The sequence below is a fragment of the Phaeobacter sp. SYSU ZJ3003 genome (assembly GCF_041300735.1).
Lineage (GTDB): Bacteria > Pseudomonadota > Alphaproteobacteria > Rhodobacterales > Rhodobacteraceae > Phycobacter > Phycobacter gallaeciensis_A.
The window spans coordinates 80,062-96,915 of record NZ_PXNU01000019.1 but is presented as its reverse complement, the minus strand read 5'-3'; the positions used below and the strand labels follow the sequence as shown (position 1 = coordinate 96,915).

Sequence of the window (16,854 nt, the reverse complement as noted above, 5' to 3'; positions counted from 1 at the left end):
GGGTTTTCTGTCCTTGGGTGTCCGGGCGTCGGAAGAACGCCTCTATTTCACACATTTCACCTGTAAACCAAGTGTTTTCCCAGTCCTGGTGACGCAATTTCTTGACTGACTGCGCCCTCATGGTAGCTTGAGTTTGACCAGTTGGTCAAATCCGGTCCGAAAAGACTTTGACCAACGCTTCAAAGCCACCAAAATGGCGCCAAGCCAAAAATAGCCCGCAAAACAGACGGGACCAACAGGAAGGAAGCTGCGATGACGTCGCTTGGACAGAATCTGAAGATCAATGGCGATCGGCTGTGGGACAGTCTGATGGAGATGGCCAAGATCGGCCCCGGCGTTGCGGGCGGCAACAACCGTCAGACCCTGACCGATGAAGATGCCGAAGGGCGCGCCTTGTTCCAGAAATGGTGCGAGGATGCCGGATGCACCATGGGGCTCGATCAGATGGGCAATATGTTTGCCCGCCGCGAAGGCACTGATCCCGATGCGCTGCCGGTCTATGTGGGTTCGCACCTTGATACCCAGCCAACGGGCGGCAAATACGACGGCGTGCTTGGTGTTTTGGGCGGCCTCGAATTAATCCGCTCGCTCAACGATATGAATATCAAGACAAAACACCCCATTGTGGTGACCAATTTCACCAATGAGGAAGGCACCCGTTACGCCCCGGCGATGCTGTCGTCCGGGGTTTTTGCCGGCATCCATACACAGGACTGGGCCTATGACCGCGAAGACGCGGAAGGCAAGAAATTCGGTGATGAGCTGAAGCGGATCGGCTGGCGCGGCGACGAAGAAGTTGGTGCCCGCAAGATGCACGCCTTCTTTGAGCTGCATATCGAACAGGGCCCGATCCTTGAGGCCGAAGGCAAGGATATTGGCGTTGTCACCCATGGGCAGGGGCTGAGCTGGACGCAGGTGACGATCACCGGCAAGGATGCGCACACCGGGTCGACCCCGATGCCGATGCGCCGCAATGCCGGCCTTGCCATGGCGCGGGTGCTGGATGCGGTGGACGAAATCGCATGGTCCCATGCGCCGCATGCGGTTGGCGCAGCGGGTCATATCGATGTCTTCCCCAATTCGCGCAACGTGATCCCCGGCAAAGTGGTTTTCACTGTCGATTTCCGCAGCCCCGAGCTGGAGGTGATCGAGGACATGGAGCTGCGCCTGCGGGAGCAGGGACAGGAAATCGCTGATGCCATGGGCGTTGAGATCGAGTTCGAAAAAGTCGGCGGCTTTGACCCGGTGAAATTCGATGATGCCTGCGTGACGGCAGTGCGCAGCGCCGCCGAGCGGCTGGGCTATTCCCACCTCGACATTATCTCGGGCGCCGGCCATGATGCCTGCTGGATCAACCGCGTGGCACCGACCGCAATGGTCATGTGCCCCTGTGTCGACGGGCTAAGCCACAATGAAGCCGAAGAGATCAGCAAGGACTGGGCCGAAGCAGGGGCAAACGTCCTGTTCCACGCCGTGGTCGAAACCGCTGAGATCGTGGAATAATCCGGTGACCCTCAAGCCCATGTTCCGGACCCTGCTGTTGCGGCGGATGGTCCTACGGTGATCGGCGCCGACCTCTCCATCCCCGATCGGATCAAACATCTGATCGAGACGGAGGTCGCCGAATTCCCGATCACCAGTAACGTGGGCTTTAAAACCCTTGCCGCCTTTCGCAGCGCGCTGTGCGAGCCGGAAGAGGTCACCGTCAATTTTTCCGGCGGCCTGACACAGGACTGTTGGGCCGTCACCCAGCCGAATGGCGACTACCGGGTGATATATCTGCCGCTGGCGGGCTACTTCTCGCTTTGCGTTGAATCTGTTTTCGGCCCGCTCGACATCGGCGTACACGGACATGCAATCGGTTGTTTCAGTTCAGTCTGAAACGGATCGAACATATAAATAACAGGGAGTTAGAAACCATGAGTAAAGTCATCAAGAACGGGACCATCGTCACGGCTGACCTCACCTACAAGGCCGACGTGCTGATCGAAAACGGTGTGATCACCGAAATCGGCCCCGATCTGAAGGGTGACGAGCAGTTGGACGCGACCGGCTGTTACGTGATGCCGGGCGGGATCGACCCGCACACCCATCTGGAAATGCCTTTCATGGGGACCTATTCCTCGGATGATTTCGAAAGCGGCACCCGCGCAGGTCTGGCGGGCGGCACCACCATGGTTGTCGACTTTGCCCTGCCGAACCCGGGCGAAAGCCTGCTGGATGCGCTGAAACGCTGGGACAACAAATCGACGCGCGCCAACTGCGACTATTCCTTCCACATGGCCGTGACATGGTGGGGCGAGCAGGTCTTTGATGAAATGAAGACCGTGATCGAAACCCGCGGCATCAACACCTTCAAGCATTTCATGGCCTATAAAGGCGCGCTGATGGTGAACGATGATGAGCTGTACTCCTCGTTCCAGCGCCTGTCGGAACTGGGCGGTATCGCCATGGTGCACGCTGAAAACGGCGATGTGGTGGCCGAGCTGAGCGCCAAACTGCTGGCCGAGGGCAACAACGGTCCCGAGGGGCACGCTTATTCCCGCCCGCCGCAAGTCGAAGGCGAGGCCACCAACCGTGCCATCATGATCGCCGATATGGCCGGTGTGCCGCTTTACGTGGTGCATACCTCCTGCGAGGACAGCCACGAGGCCATCCGCCGTGCCCGCATGCAGGGCAAACGCGTCTGGGGTGAGCCGCTGATCCAGCACCTGACGCTGGATGAAAGCGAGTATTTCAACCAGGACTGGGATCACGCCGCCCGCCGGGTGATGTCGCCGCCGTTCCGCAACAAAAAGCATCAGGACAGCCTCTGGGCGGGCCTTCAGTCCGGCTCACTGTCGGTGGTGGCCACCGACCACTGCGCCTTCTCGACCGAGCAGAAACGCTATGGCGTTGGCGATTTCACCAAGATCCCGAATGGCACCGGCGGCCTTGAAGACCGTATGCCGATGCTGTGGACCCATGGTGTTGAAACCGGCCGCCTGACGCCGAATGAGTTCGTGGCCGTCACCTCGACCAACATTGCCAAGATCCTGAATTGCTATCCGAAAAAAGGTGCGGTTCTGGTGGGCGCCGATGCCGATCTCGTGGTTCTGGACCCGAACAAGACCAAGACCATCAGCGCCGAGACTCAGCAGTCCTCCATCGACTACAACGTCTTCGAAGGCAAGGAGGTCAAAGGCCTGCCGCGCTTTACCCTGACGCGCGGCCATGTCGCCGTCTACGACGGGGAGATCCGCACGCAGGAAGGCCACGGCAAATTCGTCGAGCGCGAGGCCAACACGACCGTCAACAAGGCGCTGTCGACCTGGAAAGAGCTGTCCGCGCCGCGTCCGGTGGAACGGTCCGGTATTCCGGCAACCGGCGTGTAATTGGTATCAAACAGGAGACGGGCCTCCGCACATGGTGGCCCGGCCTCCCGTCCTATTAAGGCAACGACATGAACAACGAAACGACTACCCAGGCCGGATCCCCCCAGGCCGTCGTCGAAGCGCGCAACCTGGACCTGGTGTTTGAAACCAACGACGGGCCGGTGCAGGCGCTGAAGGATGTAAATCTCACCATCAACAAGGGCGATTTCGTCAGCTTCATCGGCCCCTCGGGCTGCGGCAAGACCACCTTTCTGCGGGTGATGGCGGCGCTGGAACATCCGACCGGTGGCAGTATCACGGTTAACGGCATGACCCCGGATGAGGCGCGCCAGAAACGTGCCTATGGCTATGTGTTTCAGGCGGCGGGTCTTTATCCCTGGCGCACCATCGCCAAGAACATCAAGCTGCCGCTTGAGATCATGGGATACTCCAGGGAAGAGCAGGACAAGCGCGTCGCGCAGGTCCTTGAACTGGTGGAGCTTTCCGGATTCGGCGGCAAATATCCCTGGCAATTGTCCGGCGGGATGCAGCAGCGGGCCAGTATCGCCCGCGCGCTGGCCTTTGATGCCGATATCCTGTTGATGGACGAACCCTTTGGCGCGCTGGATGAGATCGTGCGCGACCACCTCAACGAACAGCTGCTGAAGCTTTGGGCGCGCACGGACAAGACCATCGGTTTTGTCACCCACTCGATCCCCGAGGCGGTGTACCTCAGCACCAAGATCGTGGTGATGTCGCCGCGTCCGGGCCGGATCACCGATGTGATCGAAAGCACCCTGCCAAAGGAACGGCCGCTCGACATCCGCGACAGTCAGGAGTTCATCGACATCGCGCACCGGGTGCGCGAGGGTCTGCGCGCGGGGCATTCCGATGACGCATGACCGCACGTTGATCCCGAATGGGGAGGGCAGGGCATGAAGAGCTTTTTTGCCGTTCTCACCGTTGTCGCCGCTATCATTGCCTTCTGGTATGCAGCCTGCGTTCCGATGAACATCAAGGGCGTTCTGGATCAGGCAGAACGGGCAGGAGCCGAAATCACCCCGGCGACTGCCAAGGAACGCCGTGACATGGGCACCTTTGGCCTGGTGGCGAAGAACACTTTTGCCATTGGTGACACCTGGGCGCAGGACCGCCCGCGTCTGCCCGCGCCGCATCAGGTCGCGGTGGAGCTGTGGAAAACCACGGTGCAGAAAAAGGTCACCTCAAAACGCAGCCTGATCTACCACGGGCAGGTGACGCTCTCCGCGACGCTGCTGGGTTTTGCCATCGGCACGGGCCTGGGGATCCTTCTCGCCGTGGGTATCGTGCATTCCAAGGTGATGGATATGTCGGTGATGCCTTGGGCCATTGTCAGCCAGACCATTCCGATCATCGCTCTGGCACCAATGATCATCGTGGTGCTTTATTCCATAGGGGTGCAGGGGATCCTGCCAAAAGCGATCATCTCGGCCTATCTCAGTTTCTTCCCGGTCGTTGTTGGCATGGTAAAGGGCCTGCGCAGCCCCGATGGCATGCAGCTCGACCTGTTGAAGACCTATAGCGCGAGCACATCGCAGGGCTTCTGGAAGCTCCGGTTGCCGTCCTCGCTGCCGTATCTCTTTGCTTCGCTCAAGATCGGCATCGCGGCCTCGCTGGTGGGTGCCATCGTCGGGGAACTGCCGACTGGCGCGGTTGCGGGCCTTGGCGCGCGGCTTCTGGCGGGCAGCTACTATGGGCAGACGGTGCAGATCTGGTCGGCGCTGTTCGCAGCGGCCATTCTTGCGGCGCTTCTGGTGGCGCTTCTGGGTCTAATCGAACGGGTTGTTCTTAAACGCATGGGGATGAGCGCATGATCGAAGTTGTTTTTGCTGCTCTGGTCTGGATTGCGGGCTGGTGGATCAACAGCCGTTTGGCCAATAGTCCCGCGGCCAAGACGCAAGCTGTGAAGCTGGCCGTTCCGCTGATTTTTGGTGTGACCGTGCTGATCGTCTGGGAACTGCTGGTACGAGGGCTTGAGGTCTCCATGGTGATCCTGCCTGCGCCTTCGCTGATCGCGGCGCGTTTTGCCACCTCGATCCCGATCCTGTGGCAGGATTTCTCCCAGACCTTCATCAAGGGGGCTTTGTCCGGCTACATCATGGGCTGCGTGGCTGCGCTGCTGATGGCGGTGGCTGTGGATCGTAGCGACTTCCTGCGCCGGGGACTGCTGCCCGTGGGCAACTTTGTCGCGGCCCTGCCGATTGTCGGTACCGCGCCCATTCTGGTGATGTGGTTCGGCTTTGACTGGCAGTCCAAGGCGGCGGTTGTCGTGGTGATGGTTTTCTTCCCGATGCTGGTGAACACGGTTGCCGGTCTTCGGGAAACCTCGGCCATGCAGCGCGACCTGATGCAGACCTACGCGGCGAGCTATTGGCAGAGCTTTTTCAAGCTGCGCCTGCCGGCCGCGCTGCCCTTCATCTTCAACGGGTTGAAGATTTCAACGACGCTGGCGCTGGTGGGCGCAATCGTTGCGGAGTTCTTCGGCTCGCCCACCGTGGGCATGGGCTTCCGTATTTCCACCAGTGTCGGCCAGCTGGCGCTGGATATGGTCTGGGCCGAAATCCTGGTGGCCGCGCTGGCCGGGTCCGCCTTTTACGGCGTGATCGCACTGGTCGAGAAAACACTGACCTTCTGGCACCCTTCGCAGCGGGGCTGAAGAGTGATCCACCACCCGGAAATACGTCTTCGGGTGGTGGCAAGAACGGCGCTGCGGCCCATGGTTGAACGGTGAAAATGCCGCGCATAATATGGGCGCAGCGCGCTGCTTAATCCTTGCGCGCGGGCAGCGATGCCCAAGTTTGATATAGTAAAAAAACTTTGAACAAATGGTCAAATTCGCGCAAGCTCTATCCATAACAACAGGGAGAACCTACCAATGAAACACATTCTGACAGCCGCCGCGCTGGCGCTTGGCGCAGCCGGAGCCGCGCAGGCAGCCGACGACGTTAAGCTGCAGTTGAAATGGGTGACACAGGCACAGTTCGCTGGCTATTACGTGGCGCTCGACAAAGGGTTTTACGAAGAAGAAGACCTGAACGTCACCATCCTGCCCGGCGGCCCGGACATCGCTCCGACGCAGGTGATCGCAGGTGGCGGCGCTGACGTGACCGTCGAATGGATGCCTGCCGCGCTGGCAGCCCGCGAAAAGGGCCTGCCGCTGGTCAATATCGCACAGCCGTTCAAATCCTCGGGCATGATGCTGACCTGCTGGAAAGACACCGGCATTTCCGAGCCTGCGGACCTGGCCAACAGGACCCTGGGCGTGTGGTTCTTCGGAAATGAATTCCCCTTCATGAGCTGGATGAGCAAGCTGGGCATCTCCACCGAAGGCAAGGGTGAGATGGGCGTCGAAGTGCTGAAGCAGGGCTTCAACGTGGACCCGCTGCTGCAGCGTCAGGCCGACTGCATCTCGACCATGACCTATAACGAATACTGGCAGGTCATTGACGCAGGCGTCTCCCCGGATGAGCTGGTGACCTTCAAGTACGAAGATCAGGGCGTCGCGACGCTGGAAGACGGTCTTTATGTGCTTGAGGAAAACCTCAGCGACGAAGCCTTCACCGACAAGATGGAGCGTTTCGTGCGCGCCTCTATGAAAGGCTGGAAATACGCCGAGTCGAACCCGGATGAAGCGGCTGAGATCGTTCTGGACAACGACGCCTCGGGCGCACAGACCGAAATGCACCAGAAGCGCATGATGAGCGAAGTTGCCAAGCTGACCGCGGGCAGCAACGGTGCGCTGGATGTGGCCGACTATGAGCGCACGGTTGAAACCCTGCTGACAGGCGGTTCCGCGCCGGTGATCACCAAGACACCCGAAGGCGCCTGGACCCATGCCATCACCGATGCAGCCCTGAAATAAGGCTTTTCGGGCACGTCCCGGACAAAACTGACCCGCCGCTGCGCCCTGCAGTGGCGGGTTTTTTCATGCCCGTATGGTCGTGGCGGGGCTGGCGCCTCAGGATTGTTCCAGGAAACCGCCGTAAAGCCCCTGTTTGAAGACCAGCCCTTTGCCCGCCTGCCTGGTGAAGCCGGTCACCTGGCCGAGGATGATCGTGTGATCGCCCGCGTGATGGGCGCTGTGGGCGGCGCAGTCAAACCGCGCAATCACTCCATCAAGGTGTGGTGTCCCATCCTCGGCGGCTTGCCAGTCGACCGGGGCGAAATCATCGCCGCTGCGTGCGAAATGGATCGCCAGATCCAGTTGGTCCTGCGCCATCACATGAATGGAAAATCGCTGCGCCGAAACAAAGGCATCGTGCCGCAGGGAACTGCGCGCCGGGCACCAGAGCAGAAGGGGCGGATCCATCGACACCGAGGTGAAACTGTTGGCGGTGATCGCCAGCGGCCCGTTTTCCGTCAAGGTGGTGATCACGGTGACGCCAGTCGCGAAACATCCCAGTGCGTCGCGATAGGCCCGGAGGGTCTCCGGGCCGGGGGTGATTGTGGTTTCCGGCATGTCGCGCGCCTTCTGTCAGGTCTTGCTCCCGACCTGCCATGCGTCGCCCTGTTTGTCTACAGGGTTCAGGTCCTGCAAAAGGCGACCGTGCTGGCGTGTCTGCGCGATCACATCCCCCAACGTGGTAAACCCGCGCGCTTCCAGCATCGGCAGCATCCGGCACAGGACCTCGGCTGTGGCGCGGGCATCGCCAAGCGCGGTATGCCGCAGTGCCGCGGGGATGCTCACATCCAGCCTCTCACAGAGTGCATCCAGCGTATGCGGCACCGAGGCGCCGAACAGGACCGCGCTCAGCAGCACCGTATCCAGTACCGGGTGATCCCATGTCAGGCCGCTTTTCTTGGCGGCGCGGCGTAGGAATGCCATGTCAAAGGGCGCATTATGCGCGACGATTACCGCGTCCGTCGCGAAATGATGGAAGGTGGCAGAAACGCTTGTGATGTCGGGGGCGTTTTTCACCATGGCATTGGTAACGCCATGCACCCGGGTGGAGGCCGCCGGGATCGGCGCGCCGGGATTGACCAGCAGGTCCAGAGTTTCACCTTCGACGATGCGGCCGCGCAGAACCCGCAGCGCACCCAACTGCACAACGTGGTCCTTATGCGGCAGCAGACCAGTGGTTTCGGTGTCAAACACGGCAAAGGACAGATCGGACAGGGGCCTGTCCTCGATCCTGCGCGTCGCGGGATTGAGCAGGGCAAAATCATAGATCAGCGGGCGGGCGGCCTCGGGTGGGATTTCCGCCTCGGCGCTGTCAAAGATCACCACATAGCCATGCGAATCCCCGAGCGGTTTCAGCTGCACGCCATAGGTCTGGCGCCTATCGGTGCCGGTGATACGGGCGCTGACCTCCTTGCCGGTGCGGATCATTTTCCTATGGGCGGCCTCCAGCAGGTCGCGTTCGAGGTAGTCACCCAGCGAGGCTCCTAGGCGGGCAGGGGCGATCTGGGACAGAACCGCCGCGGCCTGCGCGTCATATAGAACGATCCGGTGATCGGGCGCCGCCATCACGGTAGCAACGGGCACCTCGGAGAGTAGCGTTGTCAGCCGCGCCTTTTCCGCTTCCAGCCGCGCGGTTTCGCGGGCGATAGCCTCGGCGGTAGAGAGGGTCGCGGCGCCCAGCTGACCAGCCAGATCCGAGGCCGCCGGGGCCAAATCGCCAAGGTAGCGGGCCGTGCTTTGATCCAGCGCAGAAGTGACGCCGCCGTGGGCGCGCGCGCGCAGATGTGCGGCCAGCCGTTCGATCGGCTTGGCGACGTTTTCATCGAACAGAAGCCAGATCCCGGCGCAAATCCCAAGGATGGCAAAGAGGCTGAGCGCGCCGGAAAACACGAAGGCATCCAAAAGCTCTGGCGCGGCGGCCCGGGTATAACCGATCCACAGGGCGAACACGACGGCGGCGATTGCGGCAAGCGCGATCAGGCAGAAAAACAGGAAGATCCGCAGTCTGAGGCTCAGCCGTGTCAGCATCAGACCGCTCCGCAGAATGTGGTCAGAAGGCCGTCATCCTCGGGCGGGGTGATCCAGTCCACCGCCGCATCACTCGTGCCAAAGGCGCTGCCTGAGGCCACCACGGCGCGGCGCCAGCCGGTGCAGTCCAGCCGCGCGGTCAGGGTGCTGACAGGGGACCAGCGGCCAAAGAAATAGACTTCTGCCAGATATTGCCCGGGCAGCTCGGCATGGCGTTTCGCGCTGGCCACATCAACCGCGGCGAACCGTTCAGTATAGGGCACAAGATAGGTCCAGGGCCGGTAAAGGCTGCGGTTCTGACCGGTTTCAGCCACCACGACCCCATCGGGCAGGGACGCGCGGGTGCGATCATACCAGCCGTATTCCGAAGCAATGGTAACGCCGATCATTGCCAGGGCAGCGGCCACAGGCGCCAGCCATTTTGGCAGCCGTCCGCCGCTGATCCGTCCCGCCAGCATGACGACGCCTGCCACGGCAATACCGGCAAAAATCACCGCGATCAGTTCCAGAAACATCCGTGTTCCTCCCTCGTTGCGGGCCTCAGCCCAGCATTCCCTTGCCGTGTCCCAGCGCCGATTGCATGGTCTTTACCACAACAAAGGCGTCGCGCAGGTGACTTCGCTCAAAATCTGACAGATCGGAGGGCGCCAGGAAGTTGTCGGGTGCTGTACCGCTGCGAATCTGGTCTGCCTGATGGGTCAGCCGGGTTTCGGCAATCAGGTCATAGGCATCCAGCAGATCCCGCGCGCCGGAAGGGCTCAGAGCCGAGGTCAGCGCCGCCGCCTCCAGCCGGGCACGGGTGTTGACCGGGGTGAGCCGCGCCTGCAAGGCATAGATCCGCCCCAGATCGACCACTGGCACCACGCCATTGTGTTTCAGATCCAGCGTATTGCGATGCTCACCCGAGCGGATAGTGGCAATCCCGCGCAAGAGACCAAGCGGCGGCGTGTGTTTCAGCGAATTCGAAATCATATGGGCGGTAAAGATGGAGTTGGCACTGGCCGCCTGCAGCACTTCCTCTTGCAATCCGTTGAACAGATCACGGTTGCCGCCGATGGGGCGCAGGTCAAACATCACCGAAGCCAGCATCTGCGCCATGGGATCGGGGGTCTTGATCCAGCCATCAAAATACTGCCGCCATATGCGCAGGGGCTGACGCCAGCGCGGGGTGGTCGCCATCATGTCGCCGGGGCAATAGACATAGCCGCAGGTATTGAGCCCGTCGCAGACAAATTGCGCCAGCGCCTCGAAATAGGGGGCGTCATCCTCTTGCATGGTATCGTCGATCATCAGGCAGTTGTCCTGATCGGATACGCCGGTCTGTTCCTGCCGCCCCTGCGACCCGCAGGCCAGCCACAGGTAAGGCACGGGCGGTGGTCCAAGGCGCTCTTCAGCCAGCGCCAGCAGGCGCCGGGTGGCGGCATCGGCGATATCGGTGATCAGGCGGGTGACCACCTCGTGCCGGTTGCCACCTGCCACCAGCTGCATCAGCAGGGCCGGGATACGGTCGGTGACCCTGGCCATGGCAGCGGCATCCGGGGCGCTGGCGATTTCGGCAATCATCTCGGCCGAGCTCATCGCCTGAAGGCGCGTCAGGTCGGTCTGGGTGACGATCCCCGACAGCTTGCCGGCATCCACCACGGGAACATGGCCGATCCGATGCTCCATCATCGCGTGCAGCACATCGGATGCGATGGCTGAGGAAGGCAGCGTCAGTGGATCGCGCGTCATGATCCGCGCAACGGGGGTGGAGATGGGCAGGCCCTCTGCCAGAACCTTTTCGGTCAGGTCGCGGTTGGTGAGAATGCCTTCCAGCGTGTCTCCATCGGTCACGCAGACCGAAGAGATATGATGCTCCCGCATCAGTTGCGCGGCGCTTTGACAGGTGAGGCCGCTGGAGCAGGTGATCGGCTGCGTGGCCATGAAATCCGCAACTCGGCGGGTGGCTAGGCTGCTTTGCGCAGGTCCGCCGGGGCGGCGGCGGTCGAAAAAGCGCGCGACCTTGGGTTCGGCCTGCATCAGCGCATCGAAATCGGCGCGCGGCAGGAGCAAAAGCGCGCTCTCGGTGCTGGCAGAGGCGGTGGTGACGGCGATGCCGTCCCGGGTGAGACCACGCTCGCCAAAGGAATTGCGTGGCCCAAGGATGGAGACGGCCATACCATTCTCGTCAAAGACTTCCACCTCGCCGTGATGCACGAGGTAGAGACCCTGCATTGGCGCACCAAGGGCATAGATCTCTTCGCCTGCATTGGCGTGGATCACCTCGAACTTGGGGGCAAGCTGCGCAAGGCGCGCGGCGTCCAGGCTGTCATAGGGGTGAACCGTCTTCAGAAACTGGATCAGACCGTCTGGGGAAAGGGGCATGTCAAAAGCCTGTTGGATAAGCCGGGATAAAAGTCATCCTGCCCGAGTGTGCCCGGACAGGATGGTGAGGAAAAGAGGGCGGGCCAGAATACCGAGGGAGGCGGCCCGCCCGGGGAGGAAACCCTCGATCAGTGGTCCTGGGCAGCACCTGCACCGCGCGGGATGCGGACGCTTTCCACCAGCTCTTCGATCTCGGCCGGGATGGCGTCGGTCGATTTGGACACAAAATAGGCCACCGCAAAGTTCACCATCGCGCCAACCGCACCAAAGGAGGTGGATTTGATGGTGCCCAGCAGCGGATCTGCATCCGTGAAGCTGTTCGTGCCAGGGATGAAGAACCAGCCCTTATGCAGGAAGATATAGATCAGCGTGACCAGCAGACCTGCGATCATGCCTGCAACCGCGCCCTTGTTGTTCACCTTGGTGAAGATGCCCATCATCAGCGCCGGGAAGATCGAGGCCGCCGCCAGACCAAAGGCCAACGCCACGGTCTGCGCTGCAAAGCCCGGAGGGTTGAGGCCCAGATAGGTGGCCACCGCGATGGCAACGGCCATGGCAACACGGGCCGAAAGAAGCTCGCCTTTTTCCGAGATGTTCGGATTGATCGAGCCCTTGATCAGGTCGTGCGACACCGCCGAAGAGATCGCCAGCAGCAGACCCGCCGCAGTAGACAGCGCCGCCGCCAGACCGCCTGCAGCCACCAGACCGATCACCCAAGAGGGCAGGTTGGCGATTTCGGGGTTGGCCAGCACCAGGATATCCCGGTTGAACTTGGTCAGCTCATTACCCTGCCAGCCGTTCTCCTCGGCTTTGGCCTGCATCTCGGCGTTCTTGTCGTTGTAATACTGGATCTTGCCGTCGCCGTTCTTGTCTTCCCAGTCCAGCAGGCCGGTTTTCTGCCAGGTGGCCATCCAGTCATAGCGGGCGTCATTCTCGATCTGCTCGACCGAGACCGCTTCGCTGTTTGTGCCATTGGGCCACATCATGTCGGTGATGTTGAGACGCGCCATGGCGCCAACAGCCGGGGCAGTCAGATACAGCAGCGCGATGAAGACCAGCGCCCAGCCTGCGGACCAGCGTGCATCGGACACCTTGGGAACGGTGAAGAAGCGCATGATCACGTGCGGCAGACCGGCTGTACCGATCATCAGCGACAGGGTGAACAGCACCATGTTCAGCGTATCGGCGTGGTGGGCGGTATATTCATTGAAACCCAGCTCGCGCACGATGGCGTCGAGTTTCGCCAGAAGAGGCTCACCCGAGGCAACGTGATCGCCAAAGAGTCCCAGCGCCGGGATCGGGTTGCCAGTGAGTTGCAGCGAGATGAAGATGGCCGGAATTGTATAGGCCATGATCAGCACGACATATTGCGCGACCTGCGTATAGGTCACGCCCTTCATGCCGCCGAAGACCGCATAGGCAAAGACCACACAGGCACCGATCAAGAGACCGGCGGTGTTGGACACCTCAAGGAAGCGACCAAAGGCAACGCCCACGCCAGTCATCTGACCGATCACGTAGGTGGTGGAGGCGACGATGAGGCAGATCACCGCCACGATACGCGCGGTGGGGCTGTAGAAGCGGTCGCCGATAAATTCCGACACGGTGAACTTGCCGAACTTGCGCAGGTAAGGCGCCAGCAGCAGTGCCAGCAGCACGTAGCCACCGGTCCAGCCCATCAGGAAGGAGGAGTTGTCATAGCCGGTAAAGGCGATGAGACCCGCCATCGAGATGAAGGAGGCTGCCGACATCCAGTCCGCTGCCGTGGCCATGCCGTTGGTGACGGGATGCACACCCCGGCCGGCCGCGTAGAATTCAGATGTGGAGCCAGCACGGGCCCAGATCGCGATGCCGATATAGAGCGCAAAGGACGCGCCCACGAACAGCAGGTTGATGGTAAACTGATCCATGATCATTCCTCCTCGACGCCGAATTCACGGTCGAGACGGTTCATTCGCCAGGCGTAGAAAAAGATCAGGCCCAGGAAGACCAGGATCGATCCCTGCTGGGCAAACCAGAAGCCCAGGTCGGTGCCGCCGACGGCGATGCCCGAGAGCATCGGGCGCAGCAGAATGCCGAAACCGAATGAAACGACAGCCCAGATCACCAGGCTGATGAGAATGATGCGCACATTGGCCTGCCAATAGCCCTTGTCGGCCTCGGCTGCCTTTGCGGCATTGGTTGTGTGGTCCGCCATGGCGGCTCCTCCTTGCTACGGGTTCTGCCTGCCTTGCGCCGGGCGCTGGGCAAGCCTTCTCTGTTTGCCTGCGTTGCCCGCGTTGAAACTGGCAGGTATCAGGCATTAGTCCTTTGGTCGCCAAAGCGGGCTTTGGCGGGTCCATCGGGTATTTCAGGGTTTGGGATGGCCCCCCGGCGGCCGCAGAGCCGACCGGGGATCCGGGTCTTGGCCGGGCCTAGGGCGCGGCGGTCTTTACAATCTTTGCCAACCCTTCGGCGACTGCATCGATCTGGCCCATGGCGTCGATCTTCTGCAGCACGCCCTTGCCGTCGTAATAAGCGATCAGCGGGGCTGTCTGTTCGTGATAGGCCGCAAGACGGCTTGCCACGGTTTCGGCATTGTCATCGGCGCGCCGCTTCATCTCGGTGCCGCCGCATTTGTCGCAGGTGCCAGCCACTTTCGGCTGTTTAAACGTGTCGTGATAGCCTTCGCCGCAGCCGCCGCAGGTGTAGCGCCCGGCGACGCGGGTCACCATGGCATCGTCGTCGACCTCGAGGCTGATGGCAGCGTTGATCTTTTGGCCGGTTTCGGACAGCAGCGCATCCAGCGCCTCGGCCTGAACGGCGGTGCGGGGGAAACCATCAAGGATCACGCCCTTGGCGCAGTCGGGTTCGCCCAGACGGTCGCGCAGGATGGCGATCACGATCTCATCAGAGACCAGACCACCGGATTCCATCACCGATTTCGCGGCTTTGCCGGCCTCGGTGCCTGCAGCCACGGCGGCGCGCAGCAGATCACCGGTCGACAGCTGCACCAGACCAAAGCTGTCTTCCAGCATGCGGGCCTGTGTGCCCTTCCCGGCGCCCGGAGGGCCGAGAAGGATCAGAACGGCAGGGCGGGTCATCACATTCGTCGACATGCGGTTACCCCTTGTTTGCGCGGTTGGCGATCAGATCGTCCACCACCGACGGATCGGCGAGGGTCGAGGTATCGCCCAGCGAGGCAAAGTCGTTTTCAGCGATCTTGCGCAGGATGCGGCGCATGATCTTGCCCGAGCGGGTTTTCGGCAGGCCGGGCGCCCATTGGATCACGTCCGGGCTGGCAATTGGGCCGATCTCGGTCCGAACCCAGGTGCGCAGCTCCTTCAGCAGCTCGTCCGAAGGCTCGCGGTCGTTCATCAGGGTGACATAGCAATAGATGCCCTGTCCCTTGATCTCATGCGGGTAGCCCACCACGGCGGCCTCGGCCACTGCGGCATGCGCCACCAGCGCACTTTCGACCTCGGCGGTGCCCATGCGGTGACCGGAGACGTTGATCACATCATCGACACGACCGGTGATCCAGTAATCGCCATCTGCGTCGCGGCGGCAGCCGTCACCGGTGAAGTAATAGCCTTTGTAGTCGGCGAAATAGGTCTTCTCGAACCGTTCGTGATCGCCCCAGACGGTGCGCATCTGGCCGGGCCAGCTGTCCTTGATGCAGAGAACGCCCTCGACACCGTTGCCTTCGATCTCTTCGCCGGATTGCGGGTCCAGAACCACCGGTTTGACGCCAAAGAAGGGCTTCATCGCCGCGCCGGGTTTCAGCGCATGGGCGCCGGGCAGGGGGGTCATCAGGTGACCGCCGGTTTCGGTCTGCCACCAGGTGTCGACGATGGGGCATTTGCCCTTGCCAACGACATCATTGTACCAGTTCCAGGCTTCCGGGTTGATCGGCTCACCCACTGTGCCCAGCAGGCGCAGCGAGGACAGATCGCATTTTTCGACCCATTCGTTGCCCTGACCCATCAGCGCGCGCAGAGCGGTGGGGGCGGTGTAGAACTGGTTGACCTTGTGCTTTTCGCAGACCTGCCAGAAGCGGCTGGCGTCGGGGTAGGTCGGCACGCCTTCAAACATCAGCGTGGTGGCACCATTGGCCAGCGGACCATAGACGATATAGCTGTGGCCGGTGACCCAGCCCACATCGGCGGTACACCAGTAGATATCGCCATCGTGGTAATCAAAGGTAATCTCATGCGTCATCGCCGCATAGACCAGATAGCCACCGGTGGTGTGCACCACGCCCTTGGGCTGACCGGTCGAGCCGGAGGTATAGAGGATGAACAGCGGATCCTCAGCGTTCATCTCGGCGGGCTTGCAGTAGTCGTTCGCCTCGATCGCCATCTCGTTGTAATCGTAATCGCGCCCGTCGATCCAGGTGGTCTGGCCGCCGGTGCGTTTCACCACGAGGCATTTCACCGTGTCCTTGCAATGCAGCAGCGCCGCATCGGCATTGGATTTCAGCGGCGTCTTGCGGCCACCACGGGGGGCTTCGTCGGCGGTGATGACAACCTTGGCGTCCGACCCGTTGATCCGTGCCGCCAGCGCATCGGGGCTGAAGCCGGCAAAGACGATGGAGTGGATGGCGCCGATCCGGGCGCAGGCCAGCATGGCATAGGCGGCCTCGGGGATCATCGGCATATAGATCACGACCCGGTCGCCTTTGCGCACACCCATGGTTTCCAGGATGTTGGCCATCCGGCAGGTGCGGCGGTGCAGTTCCTTGTAGGTGATGTGCTGAGCGGCCTCGTTCGGGTCGTCCGGCTCGAAAATGATGGCGGTCTGGTCGCCGCGGGTCTCCAGATGGCGGTCGATGCAGTTGGCGGCCACGTTGAGCGTGCCATCGGCATACCAATTGATCGACACGTTGCCGAAGTTGTAGTTCACATCCTTCACCGAGGTGAAAGGCTTGATCCAGTCGATCCGTTTGCCCTGTTCACTCCAGAACCCTTCGGGATCTGCGATCGAGGCCGCATACATCTCTTCGTATTTGGCGGCGTCCACATGGGCGCGCGCAACAACGTCGTCCGACGGCGGATACACTTTGCCTTCAGGCTGCGTGGTCATCTGGTGTCCTCCCTGACTTCCCTTCAGTTTGTCACCGGACAGCCACGGGGGCCGGGTGTCAAACCGTTTCCTTCCTCGACGGCCATAATAGGGAAAGTTGAAAAT

15 protein-coding genes are annotated in these 16,854 nt (G+C 61.4%); 7 read left to right on the top strand and 8 right to left on the bottom strand.

Annotated elements, in window-relative coordinates:
• The first annotated feature begins 252 nt into the window (after positions 1-252).
• The 7 genes from C6W91_RS08615 to C6W91_RS08585 all read left to right on the top strand — a co-directional run bounded on the left by C6W91_RS08615 (position 253) and on the right by C6W91_RS08585 (position 7,254).
• Entirely contained in the window at positions 253-1,503 is a 1,251-nt protein-coding gene (locus C6W91_RS08615) for a Zn-dependent hydrolase (protein ID WP_065270525.1), read from the top strand.
• A 57-nt stretch (positions 1,504-1,560) separates the two neighbouring features.
• Positions 1,561-1,881 (top strand): hypothetical protein, encoded by a 321-nt coding sequence (locus C6W91_RS08610; protein WP_065270524.1) that lies wholly within the window; start codon positions 1,561-1,563, stop codon positions 1,879-1,881.
• A gap of 38 nt (positions 1,882-1,919) precedes the next feature.
• Positions 1,920-3,374, top strand: a complete 1,455-nt coding sequence (gene hydA, locus C6W91_RS08605; protein ID WP_065270523.1) for a dihydropyrimidinase — start codon at positions 1,920-1,922, stop codon at positions 3,372-3,374.
• A gap of 68 nt (positions 3,375-3,442) precedes the next feature.
• The gene (locus C6W91_RS08600) at positions 3,443-4,255 is read left to right on the top strand and encodes an ABC transporter ATP-binding protein (RefSeq protein WP_065270522.1); all 813 of its coding nucleotides are present in this window, start codon (positions 3,443-3,445) and stop codon (positions 4,253-4,255) included.
• A 33-nt stretch (positions 4,256-4,288) separates the two neighbouring features.
• The gene (locus tag C6W91_RS08595; protein ID WP_370570763.1) at positions 4,289-5,206 is read left to right on the top strand and encodes an ABC transporter permease; all 918 of its coding nucleotides are present in this window, start codon (positions 4,289-4,291) and stop codon (positions 5,204-5,206) included.
• Entirely contained in the window at positions 5,203-6,048 is an 846-nt protein-coding gene (locus C6W91_RS08590; RefSeq protein WP_274829054.1) for an ABC transporter permease, read from the top strand. Before C6W91_RS08595 ends, C6W91_RS08590 begins: the two co-directional genes overlap by 4 nt.
• A 219-nt stretch (positions 6,049-6,267) precedes the next feature.
• Complete coding sequence (locus C6W91_RS08585; protein ID WP_065270519.1) at positions 6,268-7,254, top strand: ABC transporter substrate-binding protein; 987 nt, start codon at positions 6,268-6,270, stop codon at positions 7,252-7,254.
• Between the two features lie 96 nt (positions 7,255-7,350).
• Here the strand turns inward: C6W91_RS08585 and C6W91_RS08580 are convergent, their stop codons facing one another.
• The 8 genes from C6W91_RS08580 to acs all read right to left on the bottom strand — a co-directional run bounded on the left by C6W91_RS08580 (position 7,351) and on the right by acs (position 16,749).
• A complete protein-coding gene (locus tag C6W91_RS08580) occupies positions 7,351-7,851 on the bottom strand; it encodes a flavin reductase family protein (protein ID WP_065270518.1) in 501 nt (166 codons plus the stop codon).
• A gap of 15 nt (positions 7,852-7,866) precedes the next feature.
• Positions 7,867-9,321 carry an exonuclease domain-containing protein gene (locus C6W91_RS08575; RefSeq protein WP_370570762.1) on the bottom strand — a complete coding sequence of 485 codons (1,455 nt, stop codon included), beginning with the start codon at positions 9,319-9,321 and terminating at the stop codon, positions 7,867-7,869.
• Positions 9,321-9,836: a hypothetical protein gene (locus C6W91_RS08570; RefSeq protein ID WP_274835917.1), complete on the bottom strand. Its 516-nt coding sequence runs from the start codon at positions 9,834-9,836 to the stop codon at positions 9,321-9,323. The genes C6W91_RS08575 and C6W91_RS08570 overlap by 1 nt, the downstream gene beginning before the upstream one ends.
• A gap of 25 nt (positions 9,837-9,861) precedes the next feature.
• Positions 9,862-11,685: a DUF294 nucleotidyltransferase-like domain-containing protein gene (locus C6W91_RS08565; protein WP_370570761.1), complete on the bottom strand. Its 1,824-nt coding sequence runs from the start codon at positions 11,683-11,685 to the stop codon at positions 9,862-9,864.
• A gap of 128 nt (positions 11,686-11,813) precedes the next feature.
• Positions 11,814-13,595 (bottom strand): sodium:solute symporter family protein, encoded by a 1,782-nt coding sequence (locus C6W91_RS08560; protein WP_274829061.1) that lies wholly within the window; start codon positions 13,593-13,595, stop codon positions 11,814-11,816.
• Positions 13,596-13,597: 2 nt separating this feature from the next.
• Entirely contained in the window at positions 13,598-13,882 is a 285-nt protein-coding gene (locus tag C6W91_RS08555; RefSeq protein ID WP_065270513.1) for a DUF4212 domain-containing protein, read from the bottom strand.
• A gap of 217 nt (positions 13,883-14,099) precedes the next feature.
• On the bottom strand, positions 14,100-14,783 hold the full coding sequence (locus C6W91_RS08550) for an adenylate kinase (protein WP_065270512.1): 684 nt from the start codon (positions 14,781-14,783) through the stop codon (positions 14,100-14,102).
• Positions 14,784-14,787: 4 nt separating this feature from the next.
• The gene (gene acs, locus C6W91_RS08545) at positions 14,788-16,749 is read right to left on the bottom strand and encodes an acetate--CoA ligase (protein ID WP_065270511.1); all 1,962 of its coding nucleotides are present in this window, start codon (positions 16,747-16,749) and stop codon (positions 14,788-14,790) included.
• Positions 16,750-16,854: the final 105 nt, after the last annotated feature.